At 51.5% G+C, this 19370-nt stretch carries 12 protein-coding genes; 10 read left to right on the forward strand and 2 right to left on the reverse strand.

Annotated elements, in window-relative coordinates:
• Nucleotides 1–46 precede the first annotated feature (46 nt).
• From KTE_RS43730 to KTE_RS43755, 6 genes are all read left to right on the forward strand, one after another.
• Complete coding sequence (locus KTE_RS43730) at nucleotides 47–544, forward strand: hypothetical protein (protein WP_201375643.1); 498 nt, start codon at nucleotides 47–49, stop codon at nucleotides 542–544.
• Nucleotides 545–1835: 1291 nt separating this feature from the next.
• The gene (locus tag KTE_RS43735) at nucleotides 1836–2642 is read left to right on the forward strand and encodes a hypothetical protein (RefSeq protein ID WP_201393344.1); all 807 of its coding nucleotides are present in this window, start codon (nucleotides 1836–1838) and stop codon (nucleotides 2640–2642) included.
• 111 nt (nucleotides 2643–2753) lie between these two features.
• Nucleotides 2754–4883: a hypothetical protein gene (locus tag KTE_RS43740; protein ID WP_201393346.1), complete on the forward strand. Its 2130-nt coding sequence runs from the start codon at nucleotides 2754–2756 to the stop codon at nucleotides 4881–4883.
• A 99-nt stretch (nucleotides 4884–4982) separates the two neighbouring features.
• Entirely contained in the window at nucleotides 4983–6617 is a 1635-nt protein-coding gene (locus tag KTE_RS43745; RefSeq protein WP_201393347.1) for a protein kinase family protein, read from the forward strand.
• Between the two features lie 42 nt (nucleotides 6618–6659).
• Nucleotides 6660–8228, forward strand: a complete 1569-nt coding sequence (locus KTE_RS43750; protein ID WP_201393355.1) for an amidohydrolase family protein — start codon at nucleotides 6660–6662, stop codon at nucleotides 8226–8228.
• A gap of 116 nt (nucleotides 8229–8344) precedes the next feature.
• Nucleotides 8345–9034 (forward strand): hypothetical protein, encoded by a 690-nt coding sequence (locus KTE_RS43755; protein WP_201393357.1) that lies wholly within the window; start codon nucleotides 8345–8347, stop codon nucleotides 9032–9034.
• Nucleotides 9035–9112: 78 nt separating this feature from the next.
• Here KTE_RS43755 and KTE_RS43760 read toward each other — a convergent pair whose 3' ends face one another.
• Nucleotides 9113–10852, reverse strand: coding sequence for an ABC transporter substrate-binding protein (locus tag KTE_RS43760; RefSeq protein ID WP_201393359.1), 1740 nt, complete (start codon nucleotides 10850–10852; stop codon nucleotides 9113–9115).
• Between the two features lie 288 nt (nucleotides 10853–11140).
• Here KTE_RS43760 and KTE_RS43765 point away from each other — a divergent pair, with 288 nt between their 5' ends.
• Nucleotides 11141–11572, forward strand: coding sequence for a MarR family winged helix-turn-helix transcriptional regulator (locus KTE_RS43765; RefSeq protein ID WP_201390930.1), 432 nt, complete (start codon nucleotides 11141–11143; stop codon nucleotides 11570–11572).
• A gap of 113 nt (nucleotides 11573–11685) precedes the next feature.
• Here KTE_RS43765 and KTE_RS43770 read toward each other — a convergent pair whose 3' ends face one another.
• Nucleotides 11686–12477: a DUF1838 family protein gene (locus KTE_RS43770; RefSeq protein WP_201393362.1), complete on the reverse strand. Its 792-nt coding sequence runs from the start codon at nucleotides 12475–12477 to the stop codon at nucleotides 11686–11688.
• 264 nt (nucleotides 12478–12741) lie between these two features.
• Between KTE_RS43770 and KTE_RS43775 the strand changes: the two genes are divergently transcribed.
• From KTE_RS43775 to KTE_RS43785, 3 genes are all read left to right on the forward strand, one after another.
• Nucleotides 12742–14031 (forward strand): hypothetical protein, encoded by a 1290-nt coding sequence (locus KTE_RS43775; protein ID WP_201393364.1) that lies wholly within the window; start codon nucleotides 12742–12744, stop codon nucleotides 14029–14031.
• A 2112-nt stretch (nucleotides 14032–16143) separates the two neighbouring features.
• The gene (locus tag KTE_RS43780; RefSeq protein WP_201393366.1) at nucleotides 16144–18294 is read left to right on the forward strand and encodes a hypothetical protein; all 2151 of its coding nucleotides are present in this window, start codon (nucleotides 16144–16146) and stop codon (nucleotides 18292–18294) included.
• Between the two features lie 106 nt (nucleotides 18295–18400).
• Nucleotides 18401–19360: an ATP-binding protein gene (locus KTE_RS43785; protein WP_201393368.1), complete on the forward strand. Its 960-nt coding sequence runs from the start codon at nucleotides 18401–18403 to the stop codon at nucleotides 19358–19360.
• Nucleotides 19361–19370 lie beyond the last annotated feature (10 nt).

Below are 19370 nucleotides of genomic sequence, written 5' to 3' on the forward strand. Positions count from 1 at the left end.
TTTACATGTGATTGTAAGCACTACCACCCAGACAAGGAGCACCAGTATGCAAAAAGTGTCCCTGCGCAAGGTTAAAACGCCGATGAGCTATATACAGGACATCGACGAGGAGGTAATGCACTTCTCCTTACAGGGGCTTCTGCCGCCTGGCCATACGCTTGCGTTGAACACGACACTTGGCACGCTTTCCCATCTAGTCTGTGAACAGGATCGCCCACATATGCTGATGGAACAGCAATTTACCACCAGCGAGATCTGCGTCCTGCTACCCCTGTTGGAATCTTACCCGTATTATTGTCCCTATGAAGTGCTACTCGCCAGTTTCGCCAGTGGCCGTGTCACTGAAACGACCATTGCTCGGTGTCGCGAACGCCTGCAAGAGGCTCAAGAGGCAGGTGTGTGGGACCAGGAGATGCGTCCCGTGCGCAATGTGCTCTCGCGCACGCGTATCAAAACACGCTCCTTCGGCATCGAGATTTCATCCATTTTAGAAACTGGCTATATACTCATGTATATGCCAAATCGGAGACGCGCGGAAATTTAATCGTATGCTGTTCGACTAGGAACGTACATTGTAGTACAAAGTCTATACAGGCTACTTCCATTTCTAGCTTTCTACGCGCGGTGCATATACCTGCCGGTACCCCGGGCTGGCAGGTATCGGTTCACAAGAAATGTATGCGCTTCACAACACCAGGTGTGGTTTTACACGTGGTTATCTCCCTCCCTACTCTTCTTCCCTCCCCCAACTATTATTAGTGCGGTGTTCTTTTCTTGAGGTGCTATGGCATGTGAGCAAGCTCCAATGGCCAATCAACTATAAAGTATGGCTGTCCTGCCGCGCCACCGCAACCCACCCAGTTCGCTCGCTATTGCGGTGACGCAACAAGTACAAACCTCGGAACAAATGAAACATCGTCCTTCTCCAGAGTAACACATTTCCAAGCACAATTCCAGCGAAAAGTATAAAAAATTTATAAAAAATGTGCGTTGCATTTATACAGAAGATTGGTATAAGACATTACAAAGCTTATACCAAAAGCTTTGTAATGTCTTACTGAAGACTTCTCGCCACTACGTGGCTCGCAGGGGTTATATGCTGCGGTGGGGCAAGGCCTGCGGCCTTGCCCCACCGCAGCATATAGGGGAGTTTAGTGATTTTGATGGCTTATCCGCAAAGAAAAGATAGCAGGTTTCAAGCTGGCCTGTTAAATAAGGGTATGGAGCGCGGGTGAAGGCTCGCGCCTTTCCCATCATACTATATAACCCCCAATATCGATAAGGGTATGGAGCGCGAGCCTTCGCCCGCGCTCCATACCCTTATTACCCGCGCCGCAGGCACGATAAAGATGAGAAGACAGCTAGGAGATAACAAGAAGCCGAACACCCTATACTTCATCCAGGTGCAGTGCAAAAGAGTGCCTGTCTCCTTGTTCGCGCAGAGATAGGTGCTTACGGAGTATTGTCAACGTATTGCGTTCTCGTAGGGATACTGTGCCAGGCCCTCAAGCGAGAGAGAGCTTCCACGTTTGTTCGCGTTCATGCTCACCTGGACTGCGACCCAGGGCGAGCTCCGTTCTCACGGATGACTCTTCATCGATGGGTGGAGATGCAAGAGTCACGCGCACAATGCAGAAGACACTCTGTTGCACGGTAGAAGACGCTAGTTACCTACAAGGTATGCCAGGCAGCAAGGCCGCGTGGTATAAGACGCGGCAAGGGGGTAGAGAGCAGTCGCTATGGGAGGTCATAGCGCGCGGCTCTCCCGCCCTGGCTGCGGGGCATTAGTACCTTATTCGATGGGGATTGGCTGTGTTTTCGAAGGGAGTAACCTCGTGTTTCAGTTGCAGCTCTGGCGGGTGCGGGGGATCAACGCCATTCGTGTCTGCTTCGGCCTCACCTGGCTGGCCAATGCCTGGTTTGCCTGGCAGCCTGGTTTCCTCACAGCGATGACGGCACACGCCGTGGCGACATTGCCTGGCCAGCCCACGTTCATTCAGAGCTGGATACACCTCTGGCTGTCCATCCTTAGCATCAATCCTGCCTTCTTTTCCGGCCTTATCGCCTTGTTAGAGACAGTCATCAGTCTAGGTCTGCTGGCAGGCACCCTGACCAATGCGATCTGCCTGGTGGGAATTGTGCTCTCGCTCTTTCTCTGGTCGACGGCTGAAGGCTTTATGTTGCCTTATAACGTCATCAGCCCCGGCGCGATGCTGACGTATACCCTGGTCTTTCTTGGCCTCATCGTCGGAAACGCGGGTTATCCCTTTGGGCTTGACCGCTTCCTCTGCACGTGGCTGGGACGCTGGTATTTTCTTTCATCCGCATCCAGCCAGGTGATTCACAAGCCACAAACGCAATTTGATTTACAAGATCCATATAACCAAGTACTCTGGCTTCCCCCACGTGGCTCCGCGCATATGAGTACACAAATAATGCCCACAACCCGCGCCTCCAGGTTCTCAAGAGATGAAACGGGTCACCCAGACCAGGCCTTCGAGACATATAGTAGCAACACACAATCGCGCTTAAACGCCATTCGCGGACAACGCCTCTCGCCCTTGTATATAGATCGACTAGATCGACACGACCCGCGCTCACATGACACATACACACAAACACCTGGACCTATCGCTCACTAACATGCCCATTAATATGTCGTATGGCATTTCCTGGTTCACCTGGCATTGCCAGTTCAGCGCCTGGCTGTCCGTCTGAAGAGGTAGACAGCGAGAGAAGTGGAGTAGGTAAGTATGTCTTCGTACCAAGATTCGGCTCGATTTGCCAATTCGCGCCCACTAGGAGTACTTAATCAAGCATCTGGTGCTGGCTTTATGCAGTCGCTCAATGCGCCAGACAACAAGGCGGCAAGCTCTCTTGGGCAGAGCTTTACCTTTACTGGCGAGGCCCTGGCTCGCGATACCTGGGGCGAGCGCTATGGCTTCTGGATTGTGCTCTGCTTTACCCTGGCCTTTGCGCTCTTCCTGATCGTCATGATCCTGGCGGGAAATGTGCCTGGCAAGAGCTTCACACTCAAGAGCATCTCTGATATCATGCAATTTGCCGGCGAATGCATCGGTCTCTTCTTCTGTGTACGCGTCGCCCTGCGTCTACAGCGTGTCACGCGCCAGCTCAAGCAGGAGCTAAGACAGAAAGAGGCCTGGAAGCATAGTCCCAATGAGACGGCGCAGGCCCGCGCGACCTACCAGGCCGCTCAACGCGCCTTCCTGGCCTGGACCTGCCTGGCCATCGCTATCGCCCTCTACGCCAGTGGCCAGGCCGTCTGGACCAGCTATGATGTACGCATGAACTCCGCTGATGTGCCTTTTCCTGGCCTCTATGATATCGGCTTCGTCGCCTGTTATCCCTTCTTCCTGCTCGGCACACTCCTACTCACACGGCGTAATAAAGCGGCAGTGGGGCGTGTGCGTCTCCTGCTCGATGCTTTGGCGGTTATCGGGGCCGCGCTGGCTATCTCCTGGTTTTTCCTGCTCAATCCCTTGATCGCAAGCCTTGCTCAACAGCCAAGTCAGGGCGCGGCCTTTCTCTCGGTCTATTTTCCGACAGGCGATCTCTTTCTGGTGGCAGTCGGCGCGCTACTGATGTTCAGTCCACTTTCGAATCGCGATCAGCAGTCTGTCTTTATGCGCCTCTGTCTCGGCCTTTTCTGCCTGGCTGTGACAGATAGCCTGCTCGCCTACTATTCGCTCTCGTTCAGCTTCAACACCGGCACCTTGCAGGACGTGCTCTGGCCGCTGAGTATGGCCCTCATTGGCCTGGCCGCTATCGAATATCCTCTAAGTATCGCACGCGGACAGGTGCAGCAGGCCAATACACAGAACGCTCGTATTGTGGCAACCTCGCTCTCTGCGCGCAACCAGAACTCGCAGACGGCAGGTATCGCTCAGGCCATCGCGCCCTTTATCCTGATCCTCCTGACCTGTGCCCTGCTGCTAACGGTTGTGGCCCCTAAAGGTGGCCAGATTCTAATGCAGGCTGACCTGGTTGCCCTCGGGCTGGTACTCATTATCATCGTACGCCAGGCGCTGACATTGATTGAGAATAATCGCCTGACCATGCAGATGCGCGGCGAGCTGGTTATCTCGCGCCGCGAGCTCCAGGTGACGCGTCGTGAAGCGGACGAGGCCTCGCGTAGCGCACAGGATAAACAGGTGCTCGAAGAGGGCATTACACTCTTGAGAGAGGTGCATGCACGCGTAGCCAGGGGCGATATCGCGGCTCGCGCACCCACGGTTCCTGGACCCTTGCTCCCAATCGCTATCAGCCTGAACCTGATGCTTGACCGCCTAAGCTCGCTCTCAGAACGCGGCTCGCGCTATGATCGCCTGGTACAGGATTGTCGCGCGCTCCAGCAAGGGATCGAGCGCCTGACACAGGGCAAACCAGTTATGCCAAATAATCAGCCTCCGGTGAATCATCCCGAACTGCGCGCGCTCTTCCTTGGTCTCAGTCATTTACAGCGCTCGCAGGATAGCCAGCAGCGTCGCCAACAGGGCAGTCTCTCGACCTTAAACAACCTGATGCGTCGTTTCCGAGATTCCATCTACGAGGTTCGCCGCTCGCCCCTCTTTGAGGAGCAGGCCCAGGTAAACTTTGAGCGTATGCTCCTCGACCGCGTCATACGCGAGCTGGATCTGATGGAGCAACAGATTCAGAACCTGCTCGGCAAGAACATCGACGCCCAGGCACTGACGCCTATCTCCATGCCACAGGCATATCAACTAGAGGCGCCGACTCCGTCGAGACGTGCTCAAGAGGCGGGAGCAAGCGAACGTGTTCAGCAAAGCCAGCCGCTCAATGGTAAGTCACAGCGTCTTTATAATCCATATCAGCGTATTCGTCGTAACACAGACGAGCAGTAAGTAGCCAGTTCGGGGGTAGGTCCTCCTTGTACAGGAGGCAAAAACTACCCCCGAGCATCCTGTTTTGTTGCTGGGCAGTGCGCAGAAAGGTCGGTCGAGATGGACTCGCGTAGGGATCAGGCGGACTCACAACTCTATTCGCAGCAGTATGCCAGGGAAACCCTGGAGCATAGCTCCCCCTATCAACGGCATACGAGCGGCATTCGCTCCTCAGGTGTTCGCGAAAACGCGATGTATTCTTGTCTGGGGCAAGAGACGCATCCAATGCAGCCGGGCGAGATGATTTGCCAGTTCTGCGGCCACCTGGCGGCAGGCGCGCAATTGGGTATTTACCAGGTACAGCGTTTTCTCGGCAGTGGGCGCGGCGGTCATGCCTATCTCGCTATCCATGCACGCTCCAAACAGCAGGTCGTGCTCAAGCTGTTTCCGCCTGATCCTATGAGTACGCCATTGTGGGAGGAGGCACGCCAGGAGGCCAGGACCGCTGCCGCGCTCAACCATCACTCTATCCTGCCCGTCTTTAGCTGCACACACTGGCAACCAAACGGCCAACAGGCTCCTGGCAGGCCCTTGCATGAACTGATAACAAAATATAGCGCCAGGGACCAGTATCTGCTCACGCTGTGCCAGTATACCCATGCTAACCTGACACAGTTTATCGCATACTATGAGAAGAGCGAAGCACAACAGGCATTAAAGGCGCGTGGAATCTCGCTACGTAACCACCTGGTGACGCTTATCCAGCAAATAGGTTCGGCCCTCAGTTCCGCGCATGCACGCAACCTTGTGCATGGCGCGCTCCTGCCGGGCAACATCTTACTCGATGGGCGCGATCGCCTCTGGATCGCGGATTTTGGCCTGGCGCGGCTACACCCTCCATTTGAACCCTACCTGGCCCCCGAGCTACAGGACGTGGTACGTAGAGGAGCGCAAATCGGCCACTGGCAAGACTTCTGGCGAGCGGTTACCCCTGCCAGCGATCAGTATATGCTGGCGCAGGTCTGCGAGTTGCTCTTCACGCGTTTGCTCTCCTCTGAAGAATATGAGAAGGCGCTGCCAGTCGTACGAAACGCTGCGCAGGCACTACCAGAACGCCGCTTCTCCAGCGTCGATGCCTTTCTTCACGAGCTGCTACCACAGTTACGCTCCACCTCGGGGACGGCCTTCCCCACCAGTACTAGCAACCCCATGCTTTCACAAAGTTCTAAGGCCACGTCAGGCAGCAATCCAGTCCATGCTCCCCTAGCCACGAGTGCTTCCAGTTATGCTAGCTATCAGCGGGGAAGCTCGCCAGCGCAGGTACGAGCTATTACTTCAGACAATCGCTATCTGCCATCGACTCTTCCTGGCAGCGCGCCCTCGTCATCAGAAATTGAGCAGTACCAGAAGATGATGAACTATGATCTTGCCGCTTCACTTCCCTCCTCACCTGTTGACGAGTGGGAGAAAAAGGGAGATAAATTATTTACCGCCCACGACTACGCCGGGGCTGTACGCGCCTATCGCCAGGCCCTGGCCCTGGATAACTATCGTTCAACGCTCTGGCTCGCCCTAGGAGACGCCCACTTCGCGCTTGAAGAGTACAAAGATGCCCTCTCAGGCTATGAAAAGGCCTTGCAGCTCAATCCTAACGACGCGCAAGCGTGGTCGAATCGAGGCACAGTCCTCGACGTCATGGGACGCAGGCAGGAGGCATTGGAATGTTATGAGCGCGCGGAACAGCTAGAGGCATAGCGCTTTACCATAATATCTAGAAATCCAGAAACGAGGCATGGAATGCGTAAACTAGAGTTGGCACATGATGTACCACATATTCATAAACAACCTGGTAACTCTACCTCTATTAATGAGCTACCGCATATTCTTATACAGGGCTGTAGTGTGCTTGCACCCAACCAGCCAGGACACCTACTCACGAACCAGGATATTCTCATTGTTGGCGAGCGGATTCAGGAGGTTGGTCCGTCTGGTTCACTCTCCTATAATCCCTTACGGCTCGACCAGGTCATAAGTGGCAAGGACCGCCTGGCCATCCCTGGGATGATCAACGCCCATACGCATTCGTTGGAGAACGTGCTCAAGGCGACATCCCCTTCGCTGCCGCTTGAACTCTGGCTGGTGCCTCTCTTTGGCAATACCTTTGAGTGGACACCACGCATGGCTTATCTGAGTGCGGCTCTGGGCGCCCTCGAAATGCTAAAAACTGGCACAACCGCCGTTCTCGATCACCTCTGGACTCCCTCGGGCGTCTCAGAACCATTTCTTGACGCAGTCATGCAGGCATATGAAGATGTAGGCATCCGCGCAGCCGTCGCTCCCTCTATTGAAGATCAGGACCTGGTACTGGATTGTGGCCTGCAACGAGGCCTGCACTTCCCTGAGCATCCCTTTACGGATCGCTTCGAGCTCTGGCCTCCTATTGAGGAACAACTGGAGACCCTGGAGCAGTTCATCACCCGCTGGCACCAGAGTTCTTCTGGTCGCCTGAGCTGCCTGGTTGGCCCAAGTGGTATTCACTGGTGCAGCCAGATGCTCCTGGAGCACTGCAACCTGCTCGCCGAGCGTTACGAGACAGGCATGCATATTCATGCCGTCGAGACAGCTCTACAAGCGCAAGTGATCCGTGAGTATCTGGGACAGGAAGGTATTGCCTATCTCGCCGATCAATATATTATGCGCCCCGGAACATCGCTAGCGCATGCCATCTGGCTGGCGCCTGGTGATCTGGAGCGTATCGCCTGCTCAGGGGCTACGCTCGTACACAATCCAGTCAGTAATCTGCGCCTGGGCAGCGGGCGCTTCCCTCTCAAGCGCGCGCTCGACCTGGGGGTAAGCGTAGCGCTTGGCTGCGACGGTTCCGCCAGCAATGATAACCAGAATATGTTTAGCGTGCTCAAGCTAGCGGGCCTGCTCCACAACTATCCACGTTTAGACTATAAGAAGTGGCCTGGCGCGGCGGCGATATTCTCGGCAAGCACAACTGGCGGGGCCGCAGCTCTGGGCCTCGCCTCAGAGCTGGGCGAGATTGCGCCGGGGCAGCTGGCAGATCTCGTTATGCTCGACTTGAACAGCATGGCCTTCCTACCGCTGCGCGATCCCTACCTGCACCTGGTGTACTGTGAGCCAGGTTCAGCGGTCGAGACAGTCATCGTGCATGGCGAAACCGTGGTCGAACATGGTAAGCTGACGCGGCTCGATGAAGCGGCGCTTATCCAGGAGGTCCGCGAGCTATGCCAGAAAGACTGGCAGACGCAAATGCCAGCCATAGCAGAAAACACATACACCGTTATGTCGCAGATCGACACATTACGACATATGGTTTTACATCACCAAAGTAAAGAGTGAAATATTCGCTCAAAGAGTGTTAATATATATAGACCTCGATATCAATCTTGATATGGCTCTCTGTAGTTTGGTATCTGATAGTGTTCCATCTTACCAAAGGAAAGGACACGTATTTTATGGAAGACGCGATGCCCGAGAACCGCCTGGACGCTCCCGCTGATTACACAGAAGAGGCTCGTCCTGCACGTGTAAGCTATACGCTGCGCTACACTGGCCTGCCAGCTCTGGGACAACTGGTAGCCGTAGCAGTGGCCGCCGCGGTCTACACGGTGCTCTCCTGGCTCTCCATTCCGATTCCTTCAGGCATCACCCTGGTTTCGGCACTTTTTATTGCGATCGGTTTTGGTATTCCCTTCGCGCTCTGGTTTGGTGGTTGGGCGTTTGTGATTGCCTATCTGGGCAATTTCCTGGGAGCAGGCCTACTCTCACCCCAGCCCTTACCGCTGCCAGTGGCGCTCTGGTTCGGCACCGTGGACCTGATCCAGCTTGGTCTCCCAATGATTCTCTACCGCCTGCTAGCACCTCGCTTCGGCGTTAGCTCCATCGGTAAGGACGTCCTGACGGTGCGCGGCTTTATCTTCTTCGTGCTCTGCGCGGTCCTCCCCAACAATATCCTTGGTGGACTCTATGGGAACTTCATCCTGGTCGCCACGGGCACGGCTCCCGCGAGCACGCTGTTACCTGGCTGGCTGGTATGGTCGCTCTCGAATATTGTGGTAACGATCATCATTGGCCCCATCCTACTACGCGCCCTGGGTCCAGTCGTGGAGCGCTCTGGCCTCACCATCCGCAACATGCTCAATTAAGAAATTGATGTTAAAAACACGGGAGCATCCAGCTTGTAGCTGGATGCTCCCGTGTTTTTAACATCAATTGACTAGTTGCTACACATTATGTGCGCAACTGACATTACTGCTCAAGGAGATCTTAGCCCAATCGTCGGGCGCGACCTGGTCGAGTGGGCTATCGGTCCAGCCCTGCACACATGGCTTAACCACCGTGCTCTTCACTCCTTGAAAAAGGGGAAGCCAGGCCACATCGTCGACCAAGCGCTGCTCAGCCTGGGCGTAGAGCTGATAGCGCTGCTGCTGGTTGGTGGCAGCATCAGCCTGGGTAAGTAAGCGCTGCGTCTCCTGTTGCTGATCCACATTTAAGGCGTTGTTCTGTCCATAGTTCTGAATATTATTGGACATTCCCTGGCCAAACTGTGACGAGAGAACAGCGCGTGGATCGGGGTAATCAATATTCCAGCTCAAACGCCAGATAGCCAGGCCTTTAGCATTATTTACGGTATTCTGTAGATCGCTATAGTACTTGGCTTCGCTGGTATCGTTGATCTTGACATCGATACCCAGAAAGTCCTTCCACATGGTGCGAATAGAGTTGTACTCGCTCTTGATATTCACATCAGAGGGAATGCCACTAAACACCTCAAAGCTCACATTTTTGAAGATGTCCCGCGTCACCCCTTCCTCATGCAGGCCCTCGTCGAGAAGCTGGCGTGCCTTCTGGGGATCGCCCTTCGTGCTGGAAACACCGCCAGGACCGCTCAATTGAGGCGTGTAACCGGGAATTCCCGCTGGCACGATATGGTTGGTAGCCAGCATCGTGCCGCTATAGACATCGTGCGCCAGGACATCTTTATTAATGGCCAGTGCCAGGGCTTGGCGCACCTTAAGGTTATCAAAGGGCCTCGTGAGGTAGTTCAGGCCATAGTAATACATCGTAAGTCCAGGTACCTGGTGCAGTTCGCCCACGGGTAGGGCGCGCGCACGTCCAATCTGGTTAGATGGGACAGGCGCAATATCTATCTGGCCGGCTTCATAAGCACGATAGACCGTTTGAGGATTGATATAGTAAGTCACGATGGCCTTTTTCAGTTTAGGCCTGGGTCCATAGTAGTAGGTATTGGGAATCAGCACGATATAACGCGTAGCCTGTTTGATAGAGCGTGCTATCACCCAGGGGCCTGTGCTACCGCCCTCATTAACATGATCCGTCCAGGCGCTTCCGTATTTCTCAATCAGTTGCTTCTTAACTACGGAGGCACAACCATTCGTCAAAGCCGAGAGGAAAGATTGATCTGGTCGCGCCAGTTGAATAATCACGGTCTGCGCATCGGGCGCCTGGAGACTGTCGCCAATGAGGGTCTGTATCTCTCCTCTACGCAACTTGTCCGCGTCTTTAATGGAGCCAAGAAATGTCGAGGCTGTCGACGAGGCCGTCAAGGGCTGTAAAGCTCGATCCAGACTATACACAACATCTTGCGAGGTCAGGCGCGTGCCATCACTAAACTTGAGGTTAGGCTTGAGCTTAAAGGTCCAGGTCAGAGCATTATCGCTACTGGTATAGGATTCTGCGAGCTGTGGTTTGACTTGTAAGTGGCTGTCAAGGCTTACCAGGCCAGTAAAAGCCATGCTTATTACCTGGGCTGAGGCGTGATCGCTCGCACGTGCCGGGTCCAGGCTGGTAAAGTCTGATTGGCTGTTCTCTCCCACCGCGGGAAAAACGCCTGTCTGCTGGTTGACAGCGAGAGGCGCGTTCGGTCCATCCAGAGTGTTATCTTGCTGATCGCAACCTGCAAGCACGAGCACGAGCAGGCACAAAAACAAGCCAAGCGCCATAGAAGGGCCTCGCCCCTTGTTTATAATCTTTCTCCCTTGCATATATCCTCTAGAGTATGAAAGCTTTGCACAGCTGTTTTATATTTATCTATAAATACATAGCACAACTAGACGCCTCACACGACTACCTGGCCTCCAGGTTACTGGAACAAGATCGCGCGGCGCATAATTTTATCCAGGAAGTATCTTTCATTATAGCAGACGTGTAGCTGAAACTTCTCATCAATAGCATTGCTTGACAAAATAGGTCGCATATCCTACACTCCTCGTTAATATAGAGGTTTTACTATGGCAGAAAATATGAATAACGATTTGCATCTTTCCGATTATCGGGAACTGGCCGAGTTTCGCTACCAGATTCGTCGCTATATTCATTTTAGTGAACAAATGGCGCGTTCTGTGGGCCTGGAACCCCAGCAGCATCAACTCCTCCTGGCCATCAAGGGTCTGCCCCAGCAACAGAAGCCAACTATAGGCTACCTGGCCGAACGCCTACAAATTCAGCATCATAGCACCGTTGAACTCGTGAATCGCCTGGTCGAACGCGAATATGTTGAGCGTAAACGTGACACTGTCGATCAACGGCGCGTCCTCGTGCAGCTTACTCTCAAAGGAGAGGATGTCCTCCAGCGCCTTGCAGCAACAATGTTGGCCGAGCTAAGTACAACTGGCCCCCTACTGGTTCAAACACTGAACAAGCTTATCTCTCAGCATGGCTAACAGATAATAGAGAGAGGTGTTGCCACCTGCATGTGACGACTCCTCTCTTATTATTCGGCATCCATAACGGATTAGACACGGTGCAATCCAACCGACGCTACTTGCGTACGCGTCTACTTCCGGCTCTCAAGGTATTTCTTGAAATACGTCCAGGAGGTCTCGTTGGGGCGTGTAAACTCTGTGGGGGCCTGCATGTAGATTGGCTGATGCTGCTCAACATAGGCGCGTACATCTTCAGGAAGAGCTGCATAGCCACCTGCTATCTTACAGCCAGCACACTGGTAGAGCAGATTGCCCGGGCGATCCGCCATCGCCATCCAGGGGAGCCAGGGACCAAGGCGCGTCCAGGAGATCTCACAGGGAATGGAGGCAAGCTCATCGTTCTCCACGTCCCGGCGGCTGATAAAAAACTGAAAAAGCTCTGCACCCTGGTAGAGATCGCTCTGCGAGTATTTGGGATATTGTGCGCGTGGCAGTGGCGAGGGATAGGCCAGCATTATATCGAGAGCCAGGCATAGACGATCCTCACCTACAGACAGCGCTGGCATCATAAATGGCCCATAAGGACCATTGAGCAGGTACGTCTGGTTGACAGGATCATTCCAGACATGCACAACGGGAACATCTTCTTCGGTAAAGGGGTTAGACCAGCGCTCAAGAATCTCACCCGTGGAGGGATTTTTGTAGAATGTAACCTCGCGCATGAGATGTTGGTACCCTCCCTCGACCTCCACACAGCGACCAATATTGTAGCCATCAATCTTGAAGAGGAGGCGATTTTTCTGCCCAGGAATGACGCTATAGATATTGCCGCTCCACCAGAATACAATCTCTTCGGGCTGTAGGGACGCACGAGCCTTGATATATGCTCGTAGGTTATGTTCAGGTTGCGTTAAATCGAGCATAATTTTCTTCCGAATCTCTTGGTACAAATGAATAGACCATAATCAGTATAGCATGCTCATTACTTGAGTCCTGCTCTTGGGAGCAGGGCTTACTATTCGGCTATAAGAATTTTATCGCGTTTCCGTCCATACGCTCTCATGGTATACTATGAAAAGCAATCGTGAACGCCGCTTCGTAGTGGCTAACTCCGCCGCCACGTTCAGCACAGAAAAAGGAGGCTTGCGGTAAGGCTCTTGCTCAGTAGGACCCAACCGCAGACACTTATGGAGGAACACAAACAGCCAGAACTTAGCCTGATTCCACAAGATGCTGATGACGCTGACCTCACTTCCCAGGACGAGGAAGATGAGTACGATACTGAACTAGAAGCTCTGCTTGATCAGACCTTTGCCGATGTCACTGACTATATGACAGAGGAGGAGGCCACGGAATATCTCGCGACCATTCTCGAAGGCGGCGAGATTGAACATGAGTCTTCCCTCTTTGATCGTATTACTCCATATGTGATGGAGAACCTCAAGGTTACAAATTACCGGCCCGACCAGGCTGTGCGTGAAGCCTCGCTGGCTCAGAAAAGCATGTGGCGTCCTGGCGATGGTGAGATCTCTTACCTGGCTTCCAATACGCTTGAGGTCTATCTCGGCACACCCGAACGCCCACTGGAGATTCCCCAGGCCTTAAAACAAATTCGCCAGTTGAGCGAGAGTACAGTACTAACGGCGCGTATCGTCCTTGGCCTATGGAATATTCGTCGCCATAATGATCGCGTCTCCAAAAATGGCAGTGTGCCTGTTCTCCTCGATGAGATCCTTCAGTGGCAGGGGCTACAAAAGCATAGCCGCGTCGCGCATCCAGGCGCCAATAAGCGCTATACCGATGGCTATCGCACCGAGCAGAAACGCCGCGTGCTCCAGGACCTGACCTTGCTGGCATCCTGTAATGTGCGCGGCAATTGTACAATCACGGTACGTGGCAAGGCCGTGCCTATCCAGGTCGATGGCCCCTATATGCGCTACTCGGTTGTCAGCCGCAAGACATTAACAAATGATAAGATTATCATCGGTTTCCTGGTTTCGCCCGGCGACTGGATCAGTACCTATGAGCAGCATCAGAACTACTATCTCGCTGAGATCGATAGCCAGATCTTCAAGCTCAATCCACAAAATGATCGCTATGCACTGCGTATCGCTCTCTACATGACTGAACGCTGGCGCGAGCAGGCTAAACAAGGCAACTTTAGCGCGCCAATTACCATGTCAGAATTGCTCGCCTCCAGTATGGTCGAGGTTGATGAACGCCACATGACAACGCGCTTCGTCCCAGCCATCGAGAAATCCCTCTCCAAACTGGAGCAAATGGGAATTTTGGGTAAGCAAATTTGCCTGACTGAAGTCAATAAAGAGCAGGCGCGCTGGAGTAAAGATTGGCTAGCGTCACGTTGGGAGATCCTTCCTCCGTTGAAGCTGATCCAGGAATACCAGGCCCTTAATAGCGCACAGAAAAAACGCCCGCGTCGTGTACGCGCTCGCGAAGTACCAAAAGAGAAAGAATAAAGCAGAAAACCTTTTTGCAATAAAGGCGAAGAGGGCAACTGGAAATGTCTTGACAGGCGTTTCCAGTTACCCTCTTCGCTTTTATCGTTAGTTTCATGCTAAAACTGCCATACCTCTCTTTGGCCATTCCCACTTGTATCCCAACAGACCACTCCTATATAAGCTAAACAGGTTAGATAGTGCTTCTGTCTATAAAGGTCTTTTCACGTTTATGCACATTTTCCCTCGCATGTTTGCCTCAATTTCTGTTTTCCCCACCGGGGTATGGTGCATTCCAGCCCCTAAAGGCGACAATTTGGGGCTTTCAGGTGCATTTCACGTGACGCCAATTGTACAATTATTTGACCTCTGGTAAGGGAATTCATAGCCCTTGCTTTAGCTCCAGTTGATAAAACTCCCCCACCCAGGTTAGGTGCATCAATGCACTCATTATGCCATATAATCACCACCAGAGTCAGGTGCATTTTTCCCTCCCTGGCACTGTTTACCCCCACCGAGGTTAGGTGCATTCCAACCAATCTTTGGCCCTGACACCCCCACCGTGGTTGGGTGCATTCCACCATCCTTTTTGTCCTCTTACCCCCACCGAGGTTAGGTGCATTCCAACCAATCTTTGGCCCTGACACCCCCACCGTGGTTGGGTGCATTCCACCATCCTTTTTGTCCTCTTACCCCCACCGAGGTTAGGTGCATTCCAACCAATCTTTGGCCCTGACACCCCCACCGTGGTTGGGTGCATTCCACCATCCTTTTTGTCCTCTTACCCCCACCGAGGTTAGGTGCATTCCAACCAATCTTTGGCCCTGACACCCCCACCGTGGTTGGGTGCATTCCACCAGATAAAGCTTGCATCTGCAAATAAAAATATATTACTTCTTCCCCACCGGGGTTGGGTGTATCTCTCTGGCTCTAAATAGCGCCAATCTCTCGTTTTTAAGCTCATTTAAGCTTAAATTCCCCACCAGGGTTGGGTGCATTCGCTCATTTTTCTGCCTTTAGAAAAAAGGCTTATAGATTTTTTTTTCCCAATATTCCCCACCAGGGTTAGGTGCATCCCAACCAATTTTTGCTCTGACACCCCCACCAGGGTTGGGTACATTACGACAGCTTTTCTTTCTGATACCCCCCACCGTGGTTGGGCGCATCCCACCATCCTTTTTGCCTTCTTACCCCACTGAGGTTAGGTGCATTCCAACCAATCTTTTGTCTTAATACCCCCACCGTGGTTGGGTGCATTCCACCATCCTTTTTGCCCTCTTAGCCCCACCGAGGTTAGGTGCATTCCAACCAATCTTTGGCTCTGATACCCCCACCAGGGTTGGGTGCATTACGGCAATTCTTTGGTCTTAATACTCCCACCAGGGTTGGGTGCATTCTGCCATAGCAGAGGGCAGATTTGAAAATTTTGCTGACCTGAAGTTTCTTACGCATTTTGTCACGTTTGCCCCACCGGGGTTGGGTGCATTGAATGGCTTTTGCGGCATTTTAATTACACTAAGATACAATTTCTTTTAGCAAGCGTTCGCGATTTTCATTTATTTATAGTCGATATATATTTGTTGAGAATCCCCACCAGGGTTAGGTGAATACGTATTATTTATAAAATAAGGCAAGGTCAAGGTACTTTTTATTTGCTTCGCGATTTTCTTCTTTTGCAAGATTTCGCTGCTAAAACCACAAAATAATGCTCTGGAAAGAACTGCTCACCCAAAAGTCATAACGCGACCCCACCGGAGTTAGGTGAAAACCCCACCAGGGTGTGGTGAAAACCCCACCATTGTTAGGTGCAAAACTGAGCTCAGAGGTCAGACACCAGTAAGTGTTTTTTTGCGTATTACTCCACTAGTAAAATCCGTTTTATGAGTGTAATATGTTCTCTACATAAGAGTTGAAAATTGGCAGGCTAAAGTTATCTTTGCTTGTCGATCAATGGTTAAAATTTTTTTAAGTTCGTAGGGTTGGATGCTTTCTAGCCTTCGCTTATTTACACAACCTAATTTATGACCTAACCGGTTCATTAGCACTAATAAAAATAAACAAACAGGCGACGGCGCCTGCTGCTTTACTGGCTCTTCCCAGGTCTTTGGTAGATAGTGTTTTTAGGGGGTTTGTATGACCGAGTCGTATTCGTCACATCAGCCGCATAACGATGGAGATGGCTGCACGTTACCTATCACAAGTCCTCACAGTCACTGTGAGGAGGCACCCATATGCAACATAGGCGTTGATATCCAACAAGTTAATCCCACTATCTTCCATATCGTGGAGAAAGTCTTTGCTAAGCCCTTAAAGGGGCTTGAATTTCTTGCCCTGCTCCTGACCCAGGCTGTGGTAAAACAAGAGGCTCTCCCGACCTCCTCAACGCAAACTCCTATCGCGTTTGCGGTCGTTTCACTGCAAAATATTCGCGAACTGGCACAACGTATTCATTGGGGTTATGACACAACCCACAAGTATGTTGTGACGTTTTGCGCGCTCGATCTGCTGATCAAGCGTCGCTCGTCTGACCGGATTGAACTGCTTTTCCCGCTACAACACTACGACCCCCCCAGCTCGTTACATGAACTAGATCGCCTGCTTACCAAGAGCCGACCCAAGGTTCAGCAATTTGCCAAACGCGTACGCGAGCGTTGTCTTATTTACGACGTTGTTGCCATATCTACGACCGCGCTCACATCAGGTTCTAGCATTACCCCTCCCTCGCCAGAGCAAGAACTCTTGACGCGACTGCATAACATTCTGCGCACGGAGAATATTGATGTCGAGCGCCGTCAGCGCCTGGTCATGCGCATCTCAAGCGAGATCATTGGCAAGCTACTAACCTATCCTTCCGCACAAGTCTCCTCTTCCAAGCAAGGTAGACTCGCGGCACCAGGCGTTCAGTCAAAGGTTAACGAACTGGAGTCTACCACTGAAGGTAGACTTTTCCCTGAAGTTTCTTCTTCTGACAAGCTGGAGTCTACCACGAAAGTAGACTCCGCTCCTTTGCCTGCCACAAAAGAAGAGGAGGAGTCTCCCTTTGCGGTAGACTCCAGCTTGTCACAAATTGATAGTAAGAATGAAAAGTCTACTTTCACGGTAGACTCCCCACCACCACATATGACAAAGCAACAGGAGTCTACTTTCGTGGTAGACTCCTCAAAGGCTCCACAAGAGTGTGCTCCTTCAGAGTCTACTCCAAAGGGAGACTCCTCCATACAGATGACACCAGCGGAGAAAGAGTCTCTTCTATCGAGTAGACTTTCTCCTGAAAAAACGGCTGAGAGCGCACCAGAGTCAACATTGCACAGGCAGGGAGACTCCAGAAAGTCTCCCTATCCTGCTCAAAAGCAGAAAACTTCCAAGAAGCCATCCATGATTGGTGCCTTGATCCCACGCTCACCAATACACAGCACATTCTTGAAGTCTACCCATTCAAAGGCGGTAGACTCACAACCAGAACAAGTAGACTCATTCCCATCTCGGGTAGACTCATTAGAGACTGAAGAGATGGCTGTGGTAGACTCATTCCCCACTCAGGTAGACTTTGATACCCCAATGCCGGAGTCGCTGGAGAGTCTACCCACATTGGTAGACTTGCCGATTGAGCCAGCTTCACAGGCCGATAGAGAGCTAGAGTCTACCAAGATAAAGTCTACCGCCCAGAACATTCCCTCAGTAGACTCTGAAGCTCAGACTGGTAAAATGCTGGTAGACTTGAACTTTTACTCTCAAGAGTTTGCAGAGCTATACGTAACGTTAGACGTAAGTAAGTTATTTAATAATATTTTAAATAAAAATAATACTAACGTTACGTTACGTATGGAGCTACAAAAGTTTTTTGCTGAAATCTTTGATGAAGGTCGTCAGCAAGCAAGTAAATACAATAGCTTGTTTGAAGAGATGGACACTACCACAATTGTGGCAGGTTTTATTTACTCCCTGCAGTGCATGTTAGCTGCCAGTGGCCACTCCATTAAAAAGCCTGGAGCTTTCTTCACCAGCAATTGCACCAAGATTTGGAACAAACAGTTAGTAGTCAGCCAGGCAGATATAGATTTTCTCAAGCAGTTTACCTGTGAACAAATGTATGATTGTTTGATCAATCCTAGGAATAACACAAGGCGAGGTTCACTGTTTCAGCATCCTAATCAACAGCAACTCCCTATGCAAAGCGATCATACCCAGGTACGTCAGAATGGCCAGACTAGATTTCGCACCAAATTTGCTAAGGGCAACCTTTATGTACCAGGGGCATCGCGAAAAAACCTGAATAAGCATTGATGAGTTTTTAATACGATTTTTATTACCCTTTCGCGAAATTTCGTGTACAATCGACGCGATTTGAATTTATGTTCGATTGATGCGATGTTGCAGGGGGAGGAAAAGGATGACATTTGATTTCCAGAGTAAACGCTCGCCCAACTACCAAAAACCCAGCCACATACCAGGAAAGCGCAGCAAAGCCTTTGCTGAACATATAGCCTCCATACCAGAACAGAAACGTAGTTCTCTCCAACAGCGAATGCTTATACGTCACAATAATGGTGAATGTATTGGTTGTACTCATCAAGGGGTGCCGCTAGGTGTCAATGGGATGGAGCTTCCCGTTGTGCGCGTGATGCGTGGCTTTTTTGCTCCTCCCGAGTTTTGTGATTGCGAACTAGGCGTACGCTATAGCCAACGTATTGAGCGCCAACGGGAAGAATTTATTCATAGGGATAAGCTTGAAAGATACACCTATGCTTGTCGACTCCTTGAAAAGGCGTTGTTACCCTCCCTTCCAGAGGAACATACGTTTGAAAATTGGCCTGTTGAGTTCATAACCCCACTTTTTTTCGGTAGAGATGATTATCTCTCGCTTGTGACTGAACGAAAGACGGTAAAAGATATGGCCCAGGTTTTTATAGAGACAATAGATGAAGTGGATCCTCCTCACAAAGGGATAGGTATTCAGGGGTATCCGGGAGTAGGGAAAACAAGCTTGATTTTAAGTATGAGAACTGCTTTGCAACAAACTGGCCACTATATGCTCGCTCTCAATACTCCGATCTTGCTCTCTCTTATCCAGCATTCAGAGCAAGAGGAGCAAATGCTTTATACCCTACAACATACACCTCTCTTGTTTCTGGATAATCTGGGAGATGCTCAATCAATGGATCCTGCTCCTTACTCCATACGCCGTATTCTGCTGGATGTCTTTGATGCTCGTTATAATGCCAGGTTAACTACATTGGTTACGACTGAGTTGGATAATGAGCAATTGCGTTGCCAGTTTGGTGATGCTATTTTTTCACGGATAAATGGACTGTGTTGCTTTTATGAACTGCCCGGTATCGATTTACGCTAGGAGGAGTGTG

Origin of the sequence: Ktedonobacter sp. SOSP1-85 (genome assembly GCF_016587415.1) — a bacterium.
In the GTDB taxonomy this organism is placed as follows: Bacteria; Chloroflexota; Ktedonobacteria; order Ktedonobacterales; family Ktedonobacteraceae; genus Ktedonobacter.